We start from the raw sequence: 20003 nt of genomic DNA, 5'->3' as shown, positions 1-20003 counted from the left end.
AGCATGCTCATCTTCGCCGCCTCCGACAAGGGAGGCACGGGCCGCTCGGTCACCAGCGCCAACCTCGCCTACCACCGGGCGATCGCCGGTGACGACGTCTGCTACCTGGACTTCGACTTCGGCTCACCCACCGCAGCCGCCGTCTTCGACGTCGACACAGCGCAGCGCGAGGCGGGGAACCGGGGCCTGCACTCCTATCTGGAGGGCGACGTCGGTGAACCCGCACGCGTCGACGTCTGGGCGGAGACCGAACACCGGGTGCTGACCAACCGGCCGCCCGGCTCGGGCCGCCTCGTGCTCATGCCCGGTGACCTGGGCGGCGGCGAGTTCTCCACCACCGGCGAGAACCTGCGCCGCTGCGTCGACCTGCTGCTGCGGCTCAACAGCGAGTTCGACCTGATCATCGTCGACCTGAGCGCCGGCCGTAGCTACGCCGTCGAAATGGCCCTCAAAGCCACCGCGGAACCGCAGTTACGCGGCATAGAGGCCCGCTGGCTGGTCTTCCACCGCTGGACCCGCCAGCATGTGATGGCCGCCGCCGGACTGGTCTTCGGCCCGCGCGGCATCATGGCCGGAGGTATCGCCCGTGGCCACACGGAAGAGGCGCTGCGCGGCGCCATCCGCTTCGTACGGGCCGCCGTACCCGACCCGGAGTCGTCCCTGTGGTCGCAGGTGGCGCCCACCCAGTCGGCGTGGATGCGCGAGTGCGACGCCGACCTCCAGTCGCTCGCCTCCAACCGCGGTATCGGATACACGCAAGTGCTGGGCTCCGTACCGCTGGAGCCCGTCCTGCAGTGGCGCGAGCAGCTCATCACCGACGAGGACGTCCTCGACAGCCAGATCGCCAACATGGAGACCTGGCAGGCGATGAGCGACCTCGCCGGCCGGCTCACCGACGACAAGTACTGGGGGCAGCCGTGACCGGCCCGGTGTTCCGCGAGACCGCGGCCGAACCCCGTACCCAGTCCCTACCGCTGTCCCATCTCTCCCTGGAACTGGGCCACTTGTACATGGAGGACTTCGCGTCCGGCCCCGAGCGGCTGCGTGAGCACTTCGCGGAGGTACGGATCTGGGTGGACGCCGCCAAAGCGTCCGCGGCTCGGCGGCTGGGCGGCAGACGGCCCCGGATCAGCACCTGTTTCCTCATCGACGACTACTTCACCCGCTTCTCCACCCCCGCCGAACTGATCCCGCAGGTCCTCGCCGAGGCCGACCGGGCCGGACTCGCCATCGACTACCTGGCCCGCGAGTCGGGCTGCGCCGTCGCCGACAAGGTCGAGCTGGCCGAGTCCGTGATGCACCGCCTCGTCGAGTCCCCGCCGCCGGGCACCTACGGCTCCCGCCCGCCGGTCGGTGACACCGGCTGGCTCGCCAACGGACATCGCTCCCCCGGCTCGCGCACCGCCATGGCCGAAGTCACCGAGTGGCAGCCGCCGCACGAGACCGCGGCCCGTGTCCACTCCGTCTTCATGGACGTCGAGTTGTGGTCGGAGCGGAACGGCGGGCGCCTGTGGTCCTGCCCGTTCCTCGCCGCCGTCTGGCAGCTGGCCCGCCTCGGGCTGCTGCGCCACGGCGGGGAACCCGTGCTGGTCCCGCGCACCCGGCCCACCGGAGGCTTCCCCCACGACTGGGACGAACTGCCGCCGCTGCTCCAACTCACCGACTCCGCGCCGCCGTTCAGCGCGTACCGCACCTGCACGCTGGTGGGCAACCGGTTCCTGCCAGTCGAGGACGCCGTCCGGCTCATCCTCGACCAGGTCGAGGTGGACGCCGGCGCCCTGGCCCAGGCCGACGAGCGCTCCGCCCGTGAGGGCACGCCGGTGCCGGAGGCGGTCGCCCAGCGTGTCACGTACGTCTTCTACGAGGAGCCCTGACATGCGGCCCCGTACGGAGACCGCGACCCCCGTCCTCGCCTGCGGCGAGGTGCGCACCTGTCTGCTGCCCGCCTTCCAGGCCCTGGACAGCCGCACCGCCGCCCAACTGCTCCGGCTGCGCGCCGACGAACGCGTCCTCGTCTCCGAGCGACCCAACCTGTACGCGCTCTCACCGGACGTGCTGACCGGCGTCGACTGCCCGCTGCCCACCGCCAACGGTGCCAGGGTCCGGGCCGTCGGTACGGTGGCCACCCGCGCCGCGCTCACCGAGGGCCGGGTCCTGCAGGCCACGGCCTATTTCCGGATCCCGGCCACGGGACCCGACGTACGCCGGCCGTGGGGGCACTACCTCGTACGGCCCGGCGTGCTCGAGCCCTTCGGAAAACTGCCTGAACAGGCCGTCGTGGAAGGAGTTCTGAGAGACAGTCAGCGTGGCGCCCTGGACCTTGGGATGATCGCCGAGAGCCTGCTCGCCCAACTGCTGAGGCACCCGCTGCTCGACCAGAAGGCTCCTTTCAAGTCCCGGCGAACACACCTGCGTTGGGCGGCACTGCGGGCTCCGGGCGGCGCGGGGGCGTCGATCGAGAGCTTCGTGGTGTCCGAAGAGGGCCTGCGGACCGTGCGGTTGCGGGTGCCGGACGGTACGGAGGCGGCCGCGGTAGCAGGACTCTGCGAGGACTTCGCGCTGCACGACTGGCTGCTCACGACCGTGGTCCGCATGCTCGACCGCAGCCGGACCGGACCGGTGGACGGGCCGGAGGCGATCCTCGCGCTCCGTCCCGCCGTCGATCATCTGCTGCACGTGTGGATGCCGCGCGCGCGAGTGGATCGGGACCTCGGCCACCTGTGGGACGTACTCGAACAGGAGCCGGGTTTCACCCGCCAGTGGCAGACCCTGGTCCAGCGCATCCGCGATCAACTTGCTGTCCAGGCAATTCCGTTACTGCACAAGGCGTTGGCCATGAGCTGACGCTGACACATTGGAACACCCGACGGGGGAGGTTGAGGTGAACGGAGCACAGCAGGCACGACTAGCACAGCAGGCCCAGCAAGCACAGCAGGCGCAACAGGCACAGTTACAGGCCGTGGCAGGGCGACAGGAGCGCAACTCCAAGATGCTGCGCAAGACCCTGATCACGGCCCTGGTGTCCGCGAGCACCTACGTACTCACCAACGTGCTCAACCGGAACGCGGACGAACTCTGGAAGCTGACCGTGACCTTCCTCATCGGCAGCGCGGCCCTGATCGTCCAGTACCTGGTGGACTTCGAGGAGCGGCTCAACTCGATGGAGCAGAGCCTCTCCGCGCACCACGGAGAACTGCGGGCCGCGGTCGAGAAGAGCTTCGCGGGGATCAACGAGGCGACCGAACTCTTCAGCCAGGTGGACCGTTCGGTGCTCCGCTCCGACGGGGTAACCCGACTGGCGCGCGCCTACACGCAGTTGGGGCACCAGGAGTCCCAACTGGTGAAGACCTTCTCGCAGGAGGAGATCGGCCGTCTCGCCACCCAGATGGAGAGCCTCAGTTCCGGCAGCGTGACCTGTATGGGCGAGAACAACGACTGGCTGATCGACCTCACCACCTGTGTAGGGACGTCGATCTACGCCACCAGCACGGACGTCGACCGGCAGTTCTGGTACAGCGAGGCAGCGACCCGCTATCTGAAGGCGCAGGAGGACGCGCACCGGCACCGGAACGTGACGGTGCGGCGGCTGTTCCTCGTACGGACCCAGGCGGAGGTCACCGAGGAACTGGAACATCTCTGTGAGAGCCACCGGGCCCTGGGGATCGAGACGCGCATCGCCGTCCGGGAGTCGCTGGCGCCCAGTGCCCGGCTCCGTATGACGAACGACTTCATCGTCTTCGACGGTGAACTCTGCTACGAAACGACGCCGGACATGGACCAGAAGCCGGCCGAGACCACCCTCAAGACCGACAAGGAGCACATAGAGGAGCGGGTCAACCGGTTCGACGTCATCTGGGACGCCACGGAACCGGTCAGCCCGCCCGGCACGGCCCCCAGCGCCTCAGGGTCCGGCTCGAGCGCCTAGGAACCCACCGGGCTGAGGGCTGCGAGCTGTACGGTCCTCAGCCCAGCGCGTCCGCCAGCACAGCCGCCGTCTCCGCGACCAACGGATGGTCGGCGGCCGCGTCCTGGGCGGGCTTCGTCGTCTGGACGGCGAGGACGAGTGGGGTGCCGTTCTGGGTCCAGGCAATGCCCACGTTGTTGTTGGTGCCGTAGGCGCCGGCGCCCGTCTTGTCGGCGATCGTCCAGGTCGGGGGCAGGATCAGGCGGAAACGGTTGCCGCTGGTCGTGTTGGTCAGCAGCCAGTGGGTGAGGAGTTCACGGTCCGGACGGTTCAGCACGTCGCCGAGGACCAGCCGGGCGTACGTCCGGCCGATGGCGTACGGCGTCGTCGTGTCCGTGTGGCGCCACGGTTCCGCCGAGTTGAGCTCGGTCTCCCAGCGGTCGAGGCGGGTTGCCCGGTCGCCGACGGAGCGGGCGAAGCGGGTGATCGCGGTGGGGCCGCCCAGTTCGCGCAGGAGCAGGTTGCCGGCCGTGTTGTCGCTGAACCGGATGGCCACGTCGGCGAGTTCGGCCACCGTCATGCCCTCGGCGAGGTGCTTCTCGGTCTCTGCCGAGCCGTCGACCAGGTCATCGGCCGTGTAGTGCACGCGCTTTGACAGGACTTCGCCGCCGAGGTCCAGGTCGCGCAGTACGGCTGCCGCCGCGAGGGTCTTGAACAGCGAGCAGACCGGGAAGCGTTCGTCGGCGCGGTGGCGGATCGTCTGCCTCGTGCCCAGGTTGTGCGCGAACACGCCTACTCGGGCGCCGTGTTGGACCTCAAGGGCCCGCAGTCGGGCGGTGATGTCGGGGTGGTGGCCGGTGGCCGAGGCGTGCGAGGGTGCGGCCGAAGTCAGCACGGCTGTGGCGGTCGCGGCGCCGGCGGTGAGGAGGGTGCGGCGCGTCGGCCGGGAGTTCGCGGGGCCCAAGATCTCGGTTCTCCTTCGGTCGGGTTCGGATGACGATCCATCCATGTAGTGATCGACCCATGTAGTGATCGACGTGCCCTTCTCATACCTTGGTTGCGGTGCCGTAGACCTTCGGGGGACGGCGGGTTCTTCCCGGGCTCGACACAGTGAGGGCATGGAGAAGACCAGGAGCACAGAGGTCAGCGGGGGCAGCGGAATCAGCCGGGCGCGGTTTCTGGCCGGTAGCGCGGCTGTTGGGCTCACCGGAGCGTTGCTTCCGGCGGCCGGAGCGCGGGCGGCGGAGTTGCCCGGCACGGCAACCAGCCGTCGCGGCCGGGGTGGTGGCCTGACCCGTCACGGTGTCGTCTACACCCTCGTCGACGGCGAGACCCCCGCCACCGGCTTCAGTCCCGCCCGTATGCGCGCCGACATCCGCACGATCCGCAGGGATCTGCACGCCGACACCGTCGAGGTCACCGGCGACGGGGTCGAGCGGCTGAACGCGACCGCCGCCGAGGTCGCCGAACGCGGCATGCACGTCTGGCTGCAACCCACCCTCGGGGACGTGCCGGAACGGGACATCCTCGAACACCTCGCGGAGACCGGGCGGCACGCGGAGCGGTTGCGACGGCAGGGGGCGAGTGTCGAGTTCAGCGTGGGCTGCGAGTTCTGGCTGTTCGTGCCGGGCATCGTCCCCGGAGAGACCGTCATGGAGCGGATCGAGAACCTGCTCAACGGCACTGTGGACTGGGAGAAGATGCAGCGCCGGCTCGACCGGTTCACCGCCAAGGCGGCGGCCGTCGGGCGGTCGGTCTTCCATGGTCGGCTGAGTTACGCCGCCGGCCAGGACGACAAGGTCGACTGGAACCTCTTCGACGTCGTAGGCATCGACTACTACTCCTACTTCCCCAACCGGCGCGACTACGTACGTGAGTTGAGGAGGTACCTGCGCTGGGGCAAGCCGCTGGCCATCACCGAGTTCGGCACCTGTACGTACGAGGGGGCGCCCCAGGCGGGCGGTATGGGATGGAACGTCGTCGACTACGGCAAGGTCCCGCCGGAGATCAAGGGCGACCTCGTACGCAGCGAGCGCACCCAAGCCGCCTATCTGACCGACCTGTTGGGCGCCTTCGAGTCCATGGGGCTGTACGCGGCCATGGCCTTCGAGTTCGGAACCGCCGACGCCGAACACCGCCCCGACAACCCCCTCTACGACATCGACATGGCGAGCTACGGCATCGAGAAGGCCGTCAAGGACCGTCCGGGCGACCCCAGTTCGCCCTGGCACTGGGAGCCCAAGGAGGCGTTCCACGCGCTCGCCCGACGGTATGCCTGCCGGTAGGAGGAGATCCCGGCAGGCGCCTCCCGGCGGAGTCGACGGGCAGGGCAACCGATGGGGCGGAATCCGCTCGTCAGACGTCCCGCCGGTCCACGACCACCACCGCCACGATCCCCGCGACCACCGCCCACGCCCCGAAAGCCACCCAACTGCCCGTCACGGTCTCCGGATAGAAGCGGGGATAGATGATGTGCGCGTTGTGCCCGTACGACATGTCCACCAGGCGGGCCCACGCGTTGAACGGCAGCACGTCACGGACGGCGGCCGCCCAGCGGTAGCGGTCGGTGATGAAGGCGGGCAGGAGCAGCAGCAGGCCGGTGATGGCCACCATCGTCGTCGCGCTGTGCCGGATCACCGCGCCCAGGCACATACCGGCCAGCGCGCAGACCGGAGCCAGCAGGGCCGATGCGACGACCACCCGCCAGGCGCCCGGGTACGAGAGGGGCACGTCCGCGTTCCGGCCGGACAGGATGGCCTGCGTCGCCGCGAACGAGGCCCCGGCGACGAACGCTCCGTACACCGTCATGACCGCCGTCACGACCGTCAGTTTCGCCGTCACCAGTGCACGGCGGGCCGGCACCGCCGCGAACGTCGTACGGATCAGGCCCGTCCCGTACTCGCCGACGAGCGTGATCGCGCCGATGCTCGCCGCCGCTAGGATGAGGACCATCGCGGAGCCCGAGGTGAAGGCGTCCCGCAGGGCCAGATCGGCATTGGCATCCCGCATCACGGGCGTCATGCGCTCATAGTTGGCGAAGTGGACGCGGGCCGAGTTGGCGTTGAAGGCGATGATGGCGAGGGCGCTGGCGCCGAGTGCCCAGTAGGTCGAGCGCAGCGACCAGAGTTTGATCCACTCGGCGCCGAGCAGGTCCCTGAAACGGGCGTCCGCCCTGGTCGTCATCGACATGGTGCTCCGGTTCATCGGTGGTCTCCGGCCAGGAACTCGGCGCTTTCGGCGGTCAGTTCCATGAAGGCGGCCTCCAAGGAGGCGTTCTGCGGGGTCAGTTCGTGGATCGGCAGGCGGTGGCGCAGAGCCAGGTCGCCGATGAGTTCAGGGCCGACCCCCGACACGGCGAGGCCCTGTTCGCCGTACGACGTCACCTCGGCGCCCTCCGCGACGAGCACCTTCTCCAGTGCCCCGGGGTCGGGTGTCCGGACGTGCACGGATGTGCGGGTGCCGCGTGCCGCGAACGTCTTCAGGGGCTCGGCGGCGATCAGGCGACCTCGGCCGATCACCACCAACTCGTCGGCGGTGTGCTCCATCTCGGACATGAGGTGGCTGGAGACGAAGACGGTGCGCCCTTCCGAGGCGAGGCGCCGGAACAGTCGGCGCACCCACAACACGCCTTCCGGATCAAGGCCGTTGAGGGGTTCGTCGAACAGCAGGACCGACGGGTCGCCGAGCAGGGCGGTGGCGATGCCGAGGCGTTGTCGCATGCCCAGCGAGTAGCCGCCGACCCGGCGCCGGGCCGCCGAACCAGCCAGTCCCACCTCCTCCAGAACCTCCTCGACCCGCCCCCGTGGGATGCGGTTGCCGCGTGCGAGGGACGCCAGATGGGCCCGCGCTGTGCGTCCGCCGTGCACATCGCCCGCGTCGAGGAGCGCGCCGACGTGACGCAGCCCGCGCGGATGCCGGCGGAAGGGCTCCCCGCCCACGGTGGCGGTTCCGCCGCTCGGCTCGATCAGGCCCAGCAGCATGCGCAGGGTCGTGGTCTTGCCGGCGCCGTTCGGGCCGAGGAAGCCCGTGACGTGCCCCGGACGGACGGTGAAGGAGAGGTGGTCGACGGCGGTCGTCGTCCCGTAACGCTTCGTGAGTTCTTCGACTTCGATCACCGGAACAACGTCCCGCAGCCGTCCCCCTCACGGCATCGCTCCGGGGCCGACACTCCAGCTCGACCGCTGTCGACCCAGGTTGTACGTCCACGGTCCGATGCCCGGCCCCGACCACGCGCCTACGATCGACACATGCCCGCCGACTCGCCGCCGCCCCTTCTCAAACGCGTCCCACCGAGCGCCTGGACGGCGTTCGCCTGGTGCGCGGGCACGCTGTTCACGCACCTCACGCGCGTCCGGCTGCCCGGCGAGTTGGAGCCCGATCACTTGCCGGCCGCCCAGCTCTACCGCTGGGACGGTCTGGTGCTCCTGGTCCTGGCCACCGCCCTCGCGCTCGTCGGCGCCGCCCTTCTGCCCCGCCGTCCGCTGACGGCCGTGTGCCTGCTCCTGACCGCGGCTGTCTTCGAGACGACCAACCTGGGGGTGGGGGAGATTCCGCTGGCCCAGTTCCTGGCCGTGCAGACCGCCGTGTACTTCATCGCCGCCGGCCGCCCCCGCCGTACCGGAGCCGTCGCCGTCACCCTCTCGGTCGGTCTGCTCGTGGTCTATCTGGCCATACGCGTCAGCGCGGGCTGGGTCGTCGGTACCTCGGCCGAACTGGCCGTCGCCCTGGTGACGTTGATCGCCTGGCTGCTCGGCGACGCGGCTCACCGCAGCCGCGCGCACGCCGAACAGCTCGCCGCCCGCACCGCCGAGCAGGCGGTGACCGCCGAACGCCTGCGCATAGCGAGGGAGATGCACGACACAGTTGCCCACAGCATCGGCATCATCGCCCTCCAGGCCGGCGCGGCGGCGCGGGTGGTGGCGACCCGGCCCGAGGCCGCGCGGGAGGCGATGTCGGCGGTCGAGCGCGAGGGCCGGGACACCCTGGCGGGCCTGCGCCGCATGCTGGTCGCACTGCGGCACGCCGATCAGGAGGACGGCGGCGGTCAGCAGGCCTTGCCGGCAGCCGGGTTGGCCGACGTCGAGCGGCTCGCCGCAGTGACGAGCGCCGCCGGTGTGCGCGTACACCTGCGGTGGGAGGGTGAACGGCGTGAACTGCCCCCGGACGTCGACCTGTCGGCGTTCCGTATCGTGCAGGAGTCGGTGACCAACGTCGTACGCCATGCCGATGCCCGGTCCTGCCGGGTCACCCTCGACTACCGGGCCGACGACGCCCTCGCCATCGACGTCACCGACGACGGACGGGGCCGGGGGAGCGCCACCGACACCGGGTTCGGGCTGGCCGGTATGCGTGAGCGAGTCGCCTTGCTGGACGGGGAGTTCGAGGCCGGACCGCGCCCCGAGGGTGGCTTCCGGGTGGCCGCCCGGCTGCCGGTTCCCCGCACCGTCACGCTTCAGGCGGCGGGCCGATGACCATCCGGGTTCTGCTCGCCGACGACCAGCAGCTGATCCGTACAGCGCTGAGCATGGTCATCGCCGACCTGCCGGACATCGAGGTGGTGGGCGAGGCCGCCGACGGCGAGGAAGCGGTCGCGCTCGTCGGCCAACTCGCCCCGGACGTGGTGGTGATGGACCTCCGTATGCCGGGCATGGACGGCATCGAGGCGACCCGCCGCATCACCCGGGGGGCCGGGACGGAAGGCACCCGGATCGTCGTCCTCACCACCTTCGACGACGACGATCACGTCTACGGGGCGCTGCGCGCGGGCGCGTCCGGGTTCCTGGTCAAGGACATGGCCCTGGACGACATCCTCGCGGCGATCCGCTGCGTGGCCGCCGGGGACGCCCTGATCGCGCCCAGCGTGACCCGCCGCCTGATCCAGGACTTTGTCGCGAGTCGTCAACAGTCCATCCAGCAGGCAGAGTTGAGGGCGATCACCGACCGCGAACGTGAGGTGCTCACGCTCGTCGGCAGGGGACTGTCCAACACGGAGATCGCCGCCGAGCTGTGCATCAGCGTGGCCACGGCGAAGACGTACATCACCCGCCTGCTCGCCAAGCTGGACGCCCGCGACCGCGTCCAGCTGGTGATCATCGCCTACGAGGCGGGGCTGGTGTCCGCCACCGAGCGCAGGTAGGCGCCCAGTCGGGCGATCGCCGACGGATTGCGCGGGCTTTCGACGAGGTCGGCGTAGTCGAGGACGAAGACGCGCTTGTGTTTGACGGCGGAGACGTTCTTCAAGGGGCCGTAGGAGAGCAGGAACTCGCGCTTCTGCTCCGCGCTGACGTCCCCGTAGTCGCAGATGACGATGACGTCGGGGTCGCGCTCGACCACCGTCTCCCAGCCCACCGTCGTCCAGGAGTCGTCGAGGTCGTTCATGATGTTGACGCCACCGGCCTTGCTGATGACCTCCTCGGGAGCGGCGTAACGCCCGCTGGTGAAGGGCGAGTCCGTGCCGCTGTCGTAGAGGAACACCTTGGGCTTCTTCGCGGGCGCCTCGGCCTGCACGGCCGCGACCTGCTTCCTGAAGCCCGCGATCAGGGTGGCAGCGCGCTGCTCGACGCCGAAGAGCTTTCCGAGGTTGGTGAGGTCGGTGTAGAGGGCGTCCAGCGGTGGCATGATGCCGCGCGAGGTCTTCGTACGGCCGTTGCGGCAGGACTCGGTGAGGATGTACGACGGGATGCCGAGCTTCTTCAACGCGTCGGGCGTGAAGCCGTTGTCGTCGCGGAAACCGTAGTTCCAGCCGGCGAAGACCCAGTCGCCACGGGCGTCGAGGACGTTCTCCTTGGTGAGTTGCTGCTTGGACAGCCACTTCACCCTGTCGTAGCCGTCCTTCCAGGGCACGCCGGTCAGATCGCCCTTGTCGTCGGGCATGGCGAACCCTGCCATCCGGTCCTCCAGGCCGAGCGCGAACATCAGCTCGGTGATCCCGACGTCGTTCGTGACAACCCGCTCCGGAACCCTGTCGTAGGTCACCGGCCGGCCGCAGTTGGTGAGGGTGACGGCGGACGAGGACGCCTTCGCCGACGACTGCTTCTCCACGGTGGCGCCGCATCCGGTGGCGAGAAGAGAGAGGAGGGCGGCGGCCGCAACTGGCTTGCGCATACAGGTGGTTCCTTACCGGGAGGTCTCGCGCGAGGCGGGAAGCAGATCGAAGAGCAGCTGTACGGCGCCCGTCTCCGGATGCCGTACGGGATGGGCGCGCACCCCGAACACCGACGCCAGCAGCTCGGGTTGGAGCACCTCGTGCGGCGGACCCGACGCGACGACCCGGCCCCCGGCGATCACGTACAGCAGATCGCAGTGGGCGGCGGCGAGGTTGAGGTCGTGCAGGGCGGCCAGCGCGGTCAGGCCGCTGGCCCGGACCAGGGACAGGACGTCCAACTGGTGGGCGATGTCGAGGTGGTTGGTCGGCTCGTCGAGGACCAGGACGCGCGGCTGCTGGGCCAACGCCCTCGCGATGAGCACGCGTTGCCTCTCGCCGCCGGACAGGGCGAGGAAGCCGCGGTCGGCGAGGTGCGTGACGCCGGTGCGTTCCATCGCGGTGGAGCAGATGTCCCGGTCCCCGGCCGCCGTACGCCCCCGGTGCGGCAGCCGCCCCATCGCGACCACCTCCGCGACGGTGAAGTCGAACTCGGCGGACGACTCCTGGGGCAGCGCGGCCAGCACCCGGGCGGCGGCCCGGGGTTCCATGCCGTGGACCTCCACCCCGTCCAGCAGCACCGCGCCCTCCGTCGGCCGCAGCGCCCGGTACACGCACCGCAACAGGGTCGACTTTCCGCTCCCGTTGGGCCCGACGAGCCCCACGAACGCTCCGCTGTCCACCCGCATGGTGATGTCCTCGACGAGCCGTGCGGCCCCGGCGTCGACCGACACACCCTCCACATCGAGCCGCATCGCTCACCGCCCCCCGAAGGCGTAGCCGCCGCGTCGCATCAGCAGCAGGAACGCAGGCACGCCGACCACTGCGGTGATCACCCCGACGGGCAGCTCGGCCGGCGCGAGCAGCAGCCGGGACAGTACGTCCGCCCACACCAGCAGCACGGCCCCGGCGAGCGGCGCGACCGCCAGTACCCGCCGGTGATCCGCGCCCACGAGCATCCGTACGACATGCGGGACCATGAGCCCGACGAAGCCGATGGCCCCGCTGACGGCGACGACGGTGCCGGTCACGGCGGCGGTGACCAGGAACAACTCCCGTCGCAGCCCGGTCGGTCGGACCCCGAGGGCGGCGGCCGTCTCGTCCCCCATGGCGAGCGCGTTGAGCGACTCCGCGCGCCGGGCGAGCCACGCCCACCCGGCGAGGACGGTCACGGCGGCGATCGGCACCTGCGCCCAGGTGGCCCCGCCCAGACTCCCCAGCAGCCACATCATCGCCGACCTGGCCGCCTCACCCCGGGCCGCCCCGAACACCATCACCGTCGTGACGGCCTCGAAGCCGTACGCCAGCGCGGTCCCGGTGAGGATCAGCCGCAGCGGGGTGAGCCCGTGATCGGCGGACCGGGCAACCGCGTAGACGAGCACCATGGCGGCGAGCGCCGAGGCGAAGGCGGACACGGACAGCGCCCACACCCCGAGCCCGGCGAACGCCCCCAGCAGGATCACGGCGTTGGCCCCCACGGCGGCACCGGACGAGATCCCCAGGACGAACGGATCGGCGAGCGCGTTGCGCACCATGGCCTGCACGGCCACCCCGACGGCCGCGAGCCCCGCCCCGACGACGGCGGCGAGCACCACCCGGGGCAGCCGCAGTTCCCAGATGATCGTGTAGGAGGCGACATCCTTGGCCCGGATGGTCCCTCCGGTGATCCCGGCCCACAGGAACCGGAACACCTGCCCCCAGCCGATCCCGGACGCACCCAGCCCGACCCCGCACAGCAGGGAGAGGAAGAGGAGCAGAGTGAGCCAGGCAGCCAGCGGCAGGACGGGTATTCGGCGCACGGTCGGCGATCCTTCGCCTCGGCTCGCAGTCCGCGGCGAGCGGTCACAGGGGCACGCGCACCGTGGGTAATCGGGCTCGCACGCCGCAGTCCTGGCCGGACAGGGGGCGTGCATACCGTTGCGGGCCAGCGCCGGAGTCTCACCGGACTTCCCCCATGGGACGCGCCGCGAGCGTAGCAAACGCACCCGGACCGGCCGATTCCCGGGCGCCTTCGTGGGCGGCGGGGAAACTTTTGGCAACCGACCGGTGTGGATCACAACCGTTCGAGCGGCCCGACCGTCTGTGATGAGCGTGAAGACGCGAACAGGCATGCGAGTACTTACGCGGCCGACCACGGAACCGCCCACGCCACCGAGCACGCAACCGCCCACGCAACCGACCGGAGGTCCCGCGCCACGGCTCGACATCCAGGGGCTGCGTGCCGTGGCCGTGTCGCTCGTCGTCCTCAGCCATGCGGGCATGCGCGGGTTCGGTGGCGGCTATGTCGGCGTCGACGTCTTCTTCGTCATCTCGGGATTCCTCATCACCTCCCTGCTGATACGGGAGTTGGCCAAGAGCAGCGGACTGTCGATCCGCAGGTTCTACGCCCGCCGCGCGCTCCGGCTCCTCCCCGCGTCCACGCTCGTCGTCGTCACCACCCTCATCGGCTCCTGGCTGTTCCTGTCGAGGGTCCGCTTCGAGGAGTACGCCGGAGACGCGCTGAGCAGCGCGCTCTACGCGGTGAACCTCCGGCTGGCCGCGGGCGGCACGGACTACCTGGCGGAGGGGAGCCCACCGTCCCCCTTCCAGCACTTCTGGTCGCTGGCGGTGGAGGAGCAGTTCTATCTGCTGTGGCCGCTGCTGCTCCTCCTCACCTGGCGGCTGGTGCGCGGCAGGCGCCGGCTGGTGGCGATCCCCCTCGCCGCGCTCTGTCTGCTGTCCTTCGGCCTGAGCGTCGAGGTGACGCGGAGCAGCCCGTCCTGGGCGTACTTCGGCTCGCACACCCGGTTCTGGGAACTCGGCGCCGGCGCCCTCCTCGCCCTGTCCGCCGAGCGACTCCACGCACTGCCCGCCAGACTGGCGGCGCCGATGACCTGGACCGGCCTGGCCTGCATAGCCGTCTCGGCGACCAGCTACGGCAACGACACCCCGTTCCCCGGGTACTACGCGCTGCTGCCGGTGCTCGGAGCGGTCCTGGTCCTGGCGGGCGGCTGCGCTCCCTCGCGCCTTGGCGCCCAACTGCTCCTGTCCAGGCGGCCGTTGGTCTGGCTGGGCGGCCTGTCGTACGGCTGGTATCTGTGGCACTGGCCGCTGCTGCTCATCGGCCCCGTGGCACTGGGCAGACTCCCCGAGACGACCAGCGTGCGGCTCTCCCTGCTGTTCTGCGCGATCGCCCTCCTGCCGGCCTGGGCGACCCTGCGCCTGGTGGAGAACCCCGTACGCTTCCACCCCGCGTTCCGTGGCCGCCCCGGCCGCGCGCTGCGGCTCGGGGCGGCGCTGTCGGCGAGCGCGGCGCTGATCGCCGTAACGGGGTACGCGTTCCCGCCGGCGATCGACTCCGGCAGCCCCGCACTCCGGCTGCGGCAGGAGATGGCCACCGCGCCGGACCCCCAACTCCGGCTGAGCCGGCTCCTGGAGACCTCGGGCACCAGCCTGCCCAGCAATCTCGCCCCGCCCCTCCCCGAGATCAAGTCGACACGGTCGGCGGTCTACCGGGACGGCTGCCATGTGGCGTACGAGAGCACGAGCGCCCCGCCGTGCGAGTACGGGAACCCGGCCTCGGACAAGGTCGTCGTCCTGTTCGGCGACTCCCACGCGGCCCAGTGGTTCCCGGCGCTCAACCGCCTTGCCCGGGAGCGTGGTTGGAAGCTGGTGTCGCTGACGAAGGCGTCGTGCAAGGCGGCGGAGGTGACCCTGCGCCGGTCCGGCGGTCCGTACGCGGCCTGCGACACCTGGCGGGCCAGGGCGATCACCAGGATCACCGCACTGCGCCCCGACCTGGTGATCGTCTCGTCCTCGGACGCGGGCGACCCGATGTATCCGGAGTCCGACCTCGTCCAGCAGTGGACCGACGGCTTCCGCAAGACCTTCGGCACCCTCGCGCGATCCGGTGCCCGGGTGGCCGCCCTGCTCGACACCCCCTGGCCCAAGACGGACGCCGTGGACTGCGCCGCGCTCTACTCCCTGCGCCTGGACCGGTGCGCGAATCACCTTCCCGACGCGGTCCGGGACCCGTCCAGGCGCCAGTCGATCAAGGCCGCGGCGAAGGCCTCCGGCCCCTCCGTCTCGGTGATCGACCCCACCCCCTGGCTGTGCACCGGCACCGGCGACTGCCCCGTCCTCGTGGCGGACACCGTGGTCTACCGCGACAACAGCCACCTCGCCGAGGCGTACGCCGAGAGCATCGCGCCGGTGTTCGGGGACCGGCTGGACGAGGTCATGGCCGGGGAGTACCAGCCACGAGGCTGACGGGGCATGAGGTCCTCGGATTCGCAAGGGGGATCTCGCAGTACCTGGATCATCAGGGTCTCCCAGGCGTCCCAAACGCCTGTCAGCCTGTTCGAGTCGTAAGCGCCGACAGCACTGCATGGACGCGCATTCTTCCGCGACAGAAAAGACGGAGACCAATGACGGACAATCAATTCACCACTCATAAAGAGCTTTTCGATCTGAGTGGGAAGTACGCCCTTGTCACTGGCGGCACCAGGGGAATTGGAATGATGATCGCGCGCGGCCTTCTCCAGGCGGGCGCCCGCGTCGTCATCAGCTCACGCAAGGCAGACGCGTGCGCGGAGGCACAGCATCTACTGTCCGAATTCGGCGACGTTCGAGCAATTCCCGCCGACCTGTCCAGGCGCGACGAGTGTCAGCGCCTCGCTGATCTTGTCAACGTCGACTCGGAACGCCTGGACATCCTCGTCAACAACGCGGGAGCGATGTGGCGCGAGCCGCTGGCGACGTTCCCGGACGAGGCCTGGGACACAGTGATCGACCTCAACCTCAAGTCGCCGTTCTGGCTCGTGCAGGCGCTGCTCCCCGCACTTCGCAGGGCGGGCACCGCCGATGATCCCGCGCGGATCATCAACATCGGCAGTATCGCCGCCATCCACGTCGCCCAGTCGCCCAACTACTCGTACGCCAGCAGCAAGGCGGCACTCCATCAACTCACCCGAGTGCTTGCCAGGGAGCTGGGCCCACAGCACGTCACGGTGAACGCGGTGGCACCGGGGGTGTTCCCGTCGCAGATGATGGCGTCCACGCTCGATGCCATCGGCGACACGATCGCGGCGGCGGCCCCTCTGCGCCGGCTCGGCCGCGACGACGACATGGCGTGTATCGCCGTGTTTCTCGCCAGCAGGGCTGGGTCCTACCTCACGGGCGCCATCGTCCCGGTGGACGGCGGCGTTGCGACAACCGCGACGGGTACCCCTTAGGCAGCGGGACAGGCTTACGGTGAGGGGATGGTCATGATGGATCCACGCACCGAGATCCGGGAGTTCCTCAGCTCGCGTCGGGCCCGCATCGCACCCGAGCGGGCGGGCCTGCCCGCTTACGGCGGCAACCGTAGGGTCAAAGGTCTGCGCCGCGAGGAGGTGGCGCTACTGGCGGGAGTATCGGTCGACTACTACGTGCGCATGGAGCGTGGCAGTCTCGCCGGTGCCTCCGACAGCGTGCTCGACGCGTTGGCCTCCGCCTTGCAACTCGACGAGGCCGAGCGCGACCACCTGTTCCACCTCGCGCGCCAGTCCAGAGCGCCCAGCGGCCCACGCCGGCGCAGGTCTGCCGTGACGGTGCGCTCGACACTGCAGCAGGTGCTCGACGCGATCTCCGATGCGCCGGCCTGGGTCGGCAGCGGCCGTTATGACGTGCTCGCCATGAATCACCTTGCTCGCGCGCTGTATTCACCGGTGCTGGCCGACCCGCGACGGCCCGCGAACACAGCGCGGTTCGTCTATCTGAATCCCGAGGCGGCCAGGGATTTCTTTGTCGACTACGACCGGATCGCCGGTGACGTGGCCGCGAAGCTACGCATGGAAGCCGGCCGCAATCCGCATGACGAGGAGCTGATCGCCCTGGTCGGCGAACTGTCGACGTGCAGTGAGCTGTTTCGGCAGCGGTGGGCATCGCAGGACGTGCGGCTGCGCCGGTCCGGCCGCAAGCGTCTGCGCCATCCGATCGTGGGCCGGCTCGACCTGGACGTCGAGTCCCTGGCACTGCCCGCCGAACCCGGCCTGCACCTCAACATCTACACCGCACCCGCGGCCACACCGACCGCCGACAATTTGGCGCTCCTGGCGTCGTGGGTGGCCACCCAACAGACCCTGGCGACCGAGCTCGAAGCAGACAACGGATAGTGCGACCGTTCCTGTGGGCTGAGCGGGGGTGAGTCCGTTCAGCCGCGCGCCCCGAACGGTCTTGGGCGAGCTGGTCCCCGGCGTACTCGACCCGAGGCGGCGACACGCATCGTGTGCGTGGTCCGGGCCCTCCGATCATGAGACCTCGGTCACAGCCTCCACCTGGGGCCTATGGTCCGATGGATACTGTTAAGTAGCTTAGAGGTGGCTGTGTCTGTTCCATCGCCCTGAGTGCCGCATGCCGGAGTTGTCGCCGACGACCACTTCGTGTCAGTTGCGGACGGAGAGTGACATGACCGCACCCCAACGGCCCGCGACAACCGCGCTGTCAGCGAAGACAGACGTCTTTGATGATTCAGCACGGCTGCGAGCCGTTGGAAGGCGACAAGACGCGTGACCATCGAGATATCAGAGGTGGGGAATCTGCCCGCCGCCCTGACCACGTTCGTGGGCAGGCACCGGGAACTGGCCGAGGTGCGCCGAGGTCTGGGGACGACGCGGCTGCTGACGCTCACCGGTGCGGGCGGGATGGGCAAGACCCGGCTCGCGCTGGAGGTGGCCGCCGCGTCGGCGACGGACTTCGCGGACGGGGTCTGGCTGGTGGATCTGGCACCGGTGACGGACCCCTCGTTGACGGCGAACGCCATGGCGACCGCGCTGGGCGTGCCGGACCTGGGCACCAGACCGGTCATCGACCAGCTCGCCGCCTTTCTCGCCCACCGCGCTCCACTGGTCGTGCTGGACAACTGCGAGCACCTCGTCGACGCCTGCGCCGAGCTGGCACACACGCTGCTGTCGGCCTCCCCCGGGCTGCGCATCCTGGCGACCAGCCGCCGTACGCTGGGAATCCCCAGCGAGCGAGTCTTCACCGTCCCTCCGCTGGCACCGGACGACGCGGTGGCGCTGCTGCTGGACCGGACCACCGCCGTGCGCCCGGAGTTCCGGATCACCGACGGCAACCGCGCCCAGGTCCGCCAGTTGTGCGACGGCCTGGACAGGCTGCCGCTCGCCATCAAACTGGCCGCGTCCCGGCTGCGAACCCTCACCGTCGACGAGGCGTTGCACCGGCTGGAGGACCGCTTCAGGCTGCTCACGAGCGGCAGCCCGGTCGCCCGCCCGCACCAGCGGACGCTGCGTGCGTTGATCGACTGGAGCCATGAGCTGTGCACCCCGGCCGAGCGGCTGCTGTGGCACCGGCTGTCGGTCTTCGCCGGCGGCTTCGGCCTGGACGCGGCCGAGGCCGTCTGCGCGGGCGACGGCATCGACGGGGACGAGGTGCTCGATCTCCTGGACCGGCTGGTGGTCCAGTCCGTCGTGCTGGCCACCGAGCACGAGGGCCGGCCGCGCTATCGGCTGCTGGAGACGATCCGCCAGTACGGACGGGAGCGGCTCGCCGAGTCGGGTGAGGAGGAAGGGCTGCTGCGGCGGCACCGTGACTTCTTCCTCGCCCTCGCCGAGCGCCTCGCCGACCGCTGGTTCGGCCCCGGCCAGCAGGAGGGCCTGGTCCGGCTGCGGGTCGAACACGCCAATCTGCGAGCCGCACTGGACTGCGGCGGTGATCCGCAGGCCGCGCTGGCGCTGGCTGCGGCGCTGCGCTACCACTGGTGCGTCGGCGGGTTCCTCGGGGAGGGGCGCCGCCAGTTCGACCGGGTGCTCGCCGCCGCACCCGAGCCCACCCCGGCTAGGGCCAGGGCGCTGTGGGCCGCCGCCTGGGTGGCGGGGCTGCAGGGCGACCTGGGGGCTGTCCACCGCTGGCTGGACGAGGCCGGAGAGCTGGGAGAGCGGCTGGACGACCCGGTGGTACGCGCGTATGTCCAGAGCCTGCGCGGCACCTCCGCGTACTTCCGGGGGCAGATGGAGGAAGCCGTGCCGATGTTCGAGGGCGCGGTGACCGCCCACGCGGCGCTGGACGAGGGAGCCGGAACGGTCTTCACGCTGTTCCTGCTGACCGCCGCCCACACGGCCAACGGGGACCCGCGGGCCGCGGAGACCGGCAGGCAGGCGGTCGCCCTCGCCGAGGCGCACGGGGAGCGGTGGGGCCGCGCGCAGGCATTGTGGGCGCTGGGTCACGCTGCCTGGGCACGCGGCGACGGGGAAGAGGCAATTGCGCTGACCCGGCTCGCACTCGAGGCTCAGCGGGGCTTCAACGAATACGTCGGGACCGCGCTGGCCCTTGAGCTGCTCGCCTGGCCCACCGCCGCCGGCGGTGACCACCAGCGGGCCGGACGGCTGTTGGGCGCCGTGCGCTCTCTGTTTCGGGACATCGGGACGAGCCTGGAGGCGTTCGGTCCGTATGGGGCCGAACAGCACGCGCGCTGCGAGGAAGCCGTCGTACGGGCCCTGGGCCCGGCAGCGTACGAGAACGCCCTCGCGGAGGGCGGCAGCCACCGCGGTCCCGACGAGGCCATCGCCTTCGCCCTGCGCACCGAGCCCGAGCCGATCGCCGCGATCCCGGCGCCCGCGCCCGCACCGAGCCCGCTGACCCTCCGGGAGCGGGAAGTGGCCGAGCTGGTGGCCAAAGGCATGAGCAACCGGCAGATCGCCTCCGCGCTCGGACGCTCCCCGCGCACGGTCGACGGCCATGTCGAGAACATCCTGGCCAAGTTCGGCTTCGTCTGCCGCGCCCAGATCGCGGCCTGGTGGACAGCGAACCAGGCACCCACCGCGTAGCACAACCCCGTAGAACCACCCGGGTACCGGGCAGTGCCCGACCCCGTAGAACCACCCATGGTCCCTGGGCGGACCCCGCGGCGATCCTTCCGGCATGACGCACGACATGGCTTGCCCTCCTGCGCCGCGGGTCTCGTATCCGCGGCGCAGGAAC

The 20003-nt window shown here is 70.3% G+C and carries 17 protein-coding genes and 1 riboswitch; of the genes, 11 read left to right on the top strand and 6 right to left on the bottom strand.

Annotation, left to right across the window (positions count from 1 at the left end):
• Positions 1-3: 3 nt before the first annotated feature.
• From OG241_RS18865 to OG241_RS18850, 4 genes are all read left to right on the top strand, one after another.
• Positions 4-921, top strand: a complete 918-nt coding sequence (locus OG241_RS18865; protein WP_405816684.1) for an SCO2523 family variant P-loop protein — start codon at positions 4-6, stop codon at positions 919-921.
• Positions 918-1874, top strand: coding sequence for an SCO2522 family protein (locus OG241_RS18860; protein ID WP_405816683.1), 957 nt, complete (start codon positions 918-920; stop codon positions 1872-1874). Before OG241_RS18865 ends, OG241_RS18860 begins: the two co-directional genes overlap by 4 nt.
• A gap of 1 nt (position 1875) precedes the next feature.
• Positions 1876-2844 (top strand): SCO2521 family protein, encoded by a 969-nt coding sequence (locus tag OG241_RS18855; RefSeq protein WP_405816682.1) that lies wholly within the window; start codon positions 1876-1878, stop codon positions 2842-2844.
• A gap of 115 nt (positions 2845-2959) precedes the next feature.
• A complete protein-coding gene (locus OG241_RS18850; RefSeq protein ID WP_405816681.1) occupies positions 2960-3925 on the top strand; it encodes a DUF6879 family protein in 966 nt (321 codons plus the stop codon).
• Positions 3926-3962: 37 nt separating this feature from the next.
• On the opposite strand, the gene bla is transcribed toward OG241_RS18850, so the two are convergent.
• Complete coding sequence (gene bla, locus OG241_RS18845; protein ID WP_405816680.1) at positions 3963-4913, bottom strand: class A beta-lactamase; 951 nt, start codon at positions 4911-4913, stop codon at positions 3963-3965.
• Positions 4914-5022: 109 nt separating this feature from the next.
• Here bla and OG241_RS18840 point away from each other — a divergent pair, with 109 nt between their 5' ends.
• On the top strand, positions 5023-6189 hold the full coding sequence (locus tag OG241_RS18840; RefSeq protein ID WP_405816678.1) for an abortive phage infection protein: 1167 nt from the start codon (positions 5023-5025) through the stop codon (positions 6187-6189).
• 70 nt (positions 6190-6259) lie between these two features.
• Here the strand turns inward: OG241_RS18840 and OG241_RS18835 are convergent, their stop codons facing one another.
• Together OG241_RS18835 and OG241_RS18830 are read right to left on the bottom strand one after the other, a co-directional pair.
• Positions 6260-7108 (bottom strand): ABC transporter permease, encoded by an 849-nt coding sequence (locus OG241_RS18835; protein ID WP_405816677.1) that lies wholly within the window; start codon positions 7106-7108, stop codon positions 6260-6262.
• Entirely contained in the window at positions 7105-8019 is a 915-nt protein-coding gene (locus tag OG241_RS18830; protein WP_405816675.1) for an ABC transporter ATP-binding protein, read from the bottom strand. Before OG241_RS18830 ends, OG241_RS18835 begins: the two co-directional genes overlap by 4 nt.
• Positions 8020-8151: 132 nt before the next feature.
• Between OG241_RS18830 and OG241_RS18825 the strand changes: the two genes are divergently transcribed.
• Positions 8152-9375, top strand: coding sequence for a sensor histidine kinase (locus OG241_RS18825; protein ID WP_405816674.1), 1224 nt, complete (start codon positions 8152-8154; stop codon positions 9373-9375).
• Entirely contained in the window at positions 9372-10040 is a 669-nt protein-coding gene (locus OG241_RS18820; RefSeq protein WP_405816673.1) for a response regulator, read from the top strand. Before OG241_RS18825 ends, OG241_RS18820 begins: the two co-directional genes overlap by 4 nt.
• On the opposite strand, the gene OG241_RS18815 is transcribed toward OG241_RS18820, so the two are convergent.
• The 3 genes from OG241_RS18815 to OG241_RS18805 are packed head-to-tail and all read right to left on the bottom strand — an operon-like array spanning position 10001 to position 12844.
• Complete coding sequence (locus OG241_RS18815; RefSeq protein ID WP_405816672.1) at positions 10001-11008, bottom strand: ABC transporter substrate-binding protein; 1008 nt, start codon at positions 11006-11008, stop codon at positions 10001-10003. The two genes, OG241_RS18820 and OG241_RS18815, sit on opposite strands and share 40 nt — an antisense overlap.
• 12 nt (positions 11009-11020) lie before the next feature.
• Complete coding sequence (locus tag OG241_RS18810; RefSeq protein ID WP_405816670.1) at positions 11021-11800, bottom strand: ABC transporter ATP-binding protein; 780 nt, start codon at positions 11798-11800, stop codon at positions 11021-11023.
• 3 nt (positions 11801-11803) lie between these two features.
• Positions 11804-12844 carry a FecCD family ABC transporter permease gene (locus OG241_RS18805; RefSeq protein ID WP_405816668.1) on the bottom strand — a complete coding sequence of 347 codons (1041 nt, stop codon included), beginning with the start codon at positions 12842-12844 and terminating at the stop codon, positions 11804-11806.
• A 64-nt stretch (positions 12845-12908) separates the two neighbouring features.
• Positions 12909-12998, bottom strand: a riboswitch (cobalamin riboswitch).
• A 132-nt stretch (positions 12999-13130) separates the two neighbouring features.
• Here OG241_RS18805 and OG241_RS18800 point away from each other — a divergent pair.
• The 4 genes from OG241_RS18800 to OG241_RS18785 all read left to right on the top strand — a co-directional run bounded on the left by OG241_RS18800 (position 13131) and on the right by OG241_RS18785 (position 19849).
• Entirely contained in the window at positions 13131-15293 is a 2163-nt protein-coding gene (locus OG241_RS18800) for an acyltransferase family protein (RefSeq protein WP_405816667.1), read from the top strand.
• 158 nt (positions 15294-15451) lie between these two features.
• Complete coding sequence (locus OG241_RS18795) at positions 15452-16258, top strand: SDR family oxidoreductase (RefSeq protein WP_405816665.1); 807 nt, start codon at positions 15452-15454, stop codon at positions 16256-16258.
• A 27-nt stretch (positions 16259-16285) separates the two neighbouring features.
• Positions 16286-17179, top strand: a complete 894-nt coding sequence (locus OG241_RS18790) for a helix-turn-helix transcriptional regulator (RefSeq protein ID WP_405816664.1) — start codon at positions 16286-16288, stop codon at positions 17177-17179.
• A gap of 393 nt (positions 17180-17572) precedes the next feature.
• Positions 17573-19849 carry a LuxR C-terminal-related transcriptional regulator gene (locus OG241_RS18785; RefSeq protein WP_405816663.1) on the top strand — a complete coding sequence of 759 codons (2277 nt, stop codon included), beginning with the start codon at positions 17573-17575 and terminating at the stop codon, positions 19847-19849.
• The last annotated feature ends 154 nt before the right edge of the window (positions 19850-20003 follow it).

Origin of the sequence: Streptomyces sp. NBC_01390 (assembly GCF_045040105.1) — a bacterium.
Lineage (GTDB): Bacteria > Actinomycetota > Actinomycetes > Streptomycetales > Streptomycetaceae > Streptomyces.
This window is presented reverse-complemented; position numbering and strand designations above follow the sequence as displayed.

What these genes read in the sequence shown, in the direction of transcription:
- OG241_RS18800 (WP_405816667.1), top strand. Translation starts at nt 13,131, where the DNA reads ATGAGCGTGAAGACGCGAACAGGCATGCGAGTACTTACGCGGCCGACC.
- OG241_RS18855 (WP_405816682.1), top strand. Translation starts at nt 1,876, where the DNA reads ATGCGGCCCCGTACGGAGACCGCGACCCCCGTCCTCGCCTGCGGCGAG.
- OG241_RS18790 (WP_405816664.1), top strand. Translation starts at nt 16,286, where the DNA reads ATGGTCATGATGGATCCACGCACCGAGATCCGGGAGTTCCTCAGCTCG.
- OG241_RS18820 (WP_405816673.1), top strand. Translation starts at nt 9,372, where the DNA reads ATGACCATCCGGGTTCTGCTCGCCGACGACCAGCAGCTGATCCGTACA.
- OG241_RS18865 (WP_405816684.1), top strand. Translation starts at nt 4, where the DNA reads ATGCTCATCTTCGCCGCCTCCGACAAGGGAGGCACGGGCCGCTCGGTC.
- OG241_RS18815 (WP_405816672.1), bottom strand. Translation starts at nt 11,008, where the DNA reads ATGCGCAAGCCAGTTGCGGCCGCCGCCCTCCTCTCTCTTCTCGCCACC.
- bla (WP_405816680.1), bottom strand. Translation starts at nt 4,913, where the DNA reads ATGGATGGATCGTCATCCGAACCCGACCGAAGGAGAACCGAGATCTTG.
- OG241_RS18795 (WP_405816665.1), top strand. Translation starts at nt 15,452, where the DNA reads ATGACGGACAATCAATTCACCACTCATAAAGAGCTTTTCGATCTGAGT.
- OG241_RS18840 (WP_405816678.1), top strand. Translation starts at nt 5,023, where the DNA reads ATGGAGAAGACCAGGAGCACAGAGGTCAGCGGGGGCAGCGGAATCAGC.
- OG241_RS18835 (WP_405816677.1), bottom strand. Translation starts at nt 7,108, where the DNA reads ATGAACCGGAGCACCATGTCGATGACGACCAGGGCGGACGCCCGTTTC.
- OG241_RS18825 (WP_405816674.1), top strand. Translation starts at nt 8,152, where the DNA reads ATGCCCGCCGACTCGCCGCCGCCCCTTCTCAAACGCGTCCCACCGAGC.
- OG241_RS18810 (WP_405816670.1), bottom strand. Translation starts at nt 11,800, where the DNA reads ATGCGGCTCGATGTGGAGGGTGTGTCGGTCGACGCCGGGGCCGCACGG.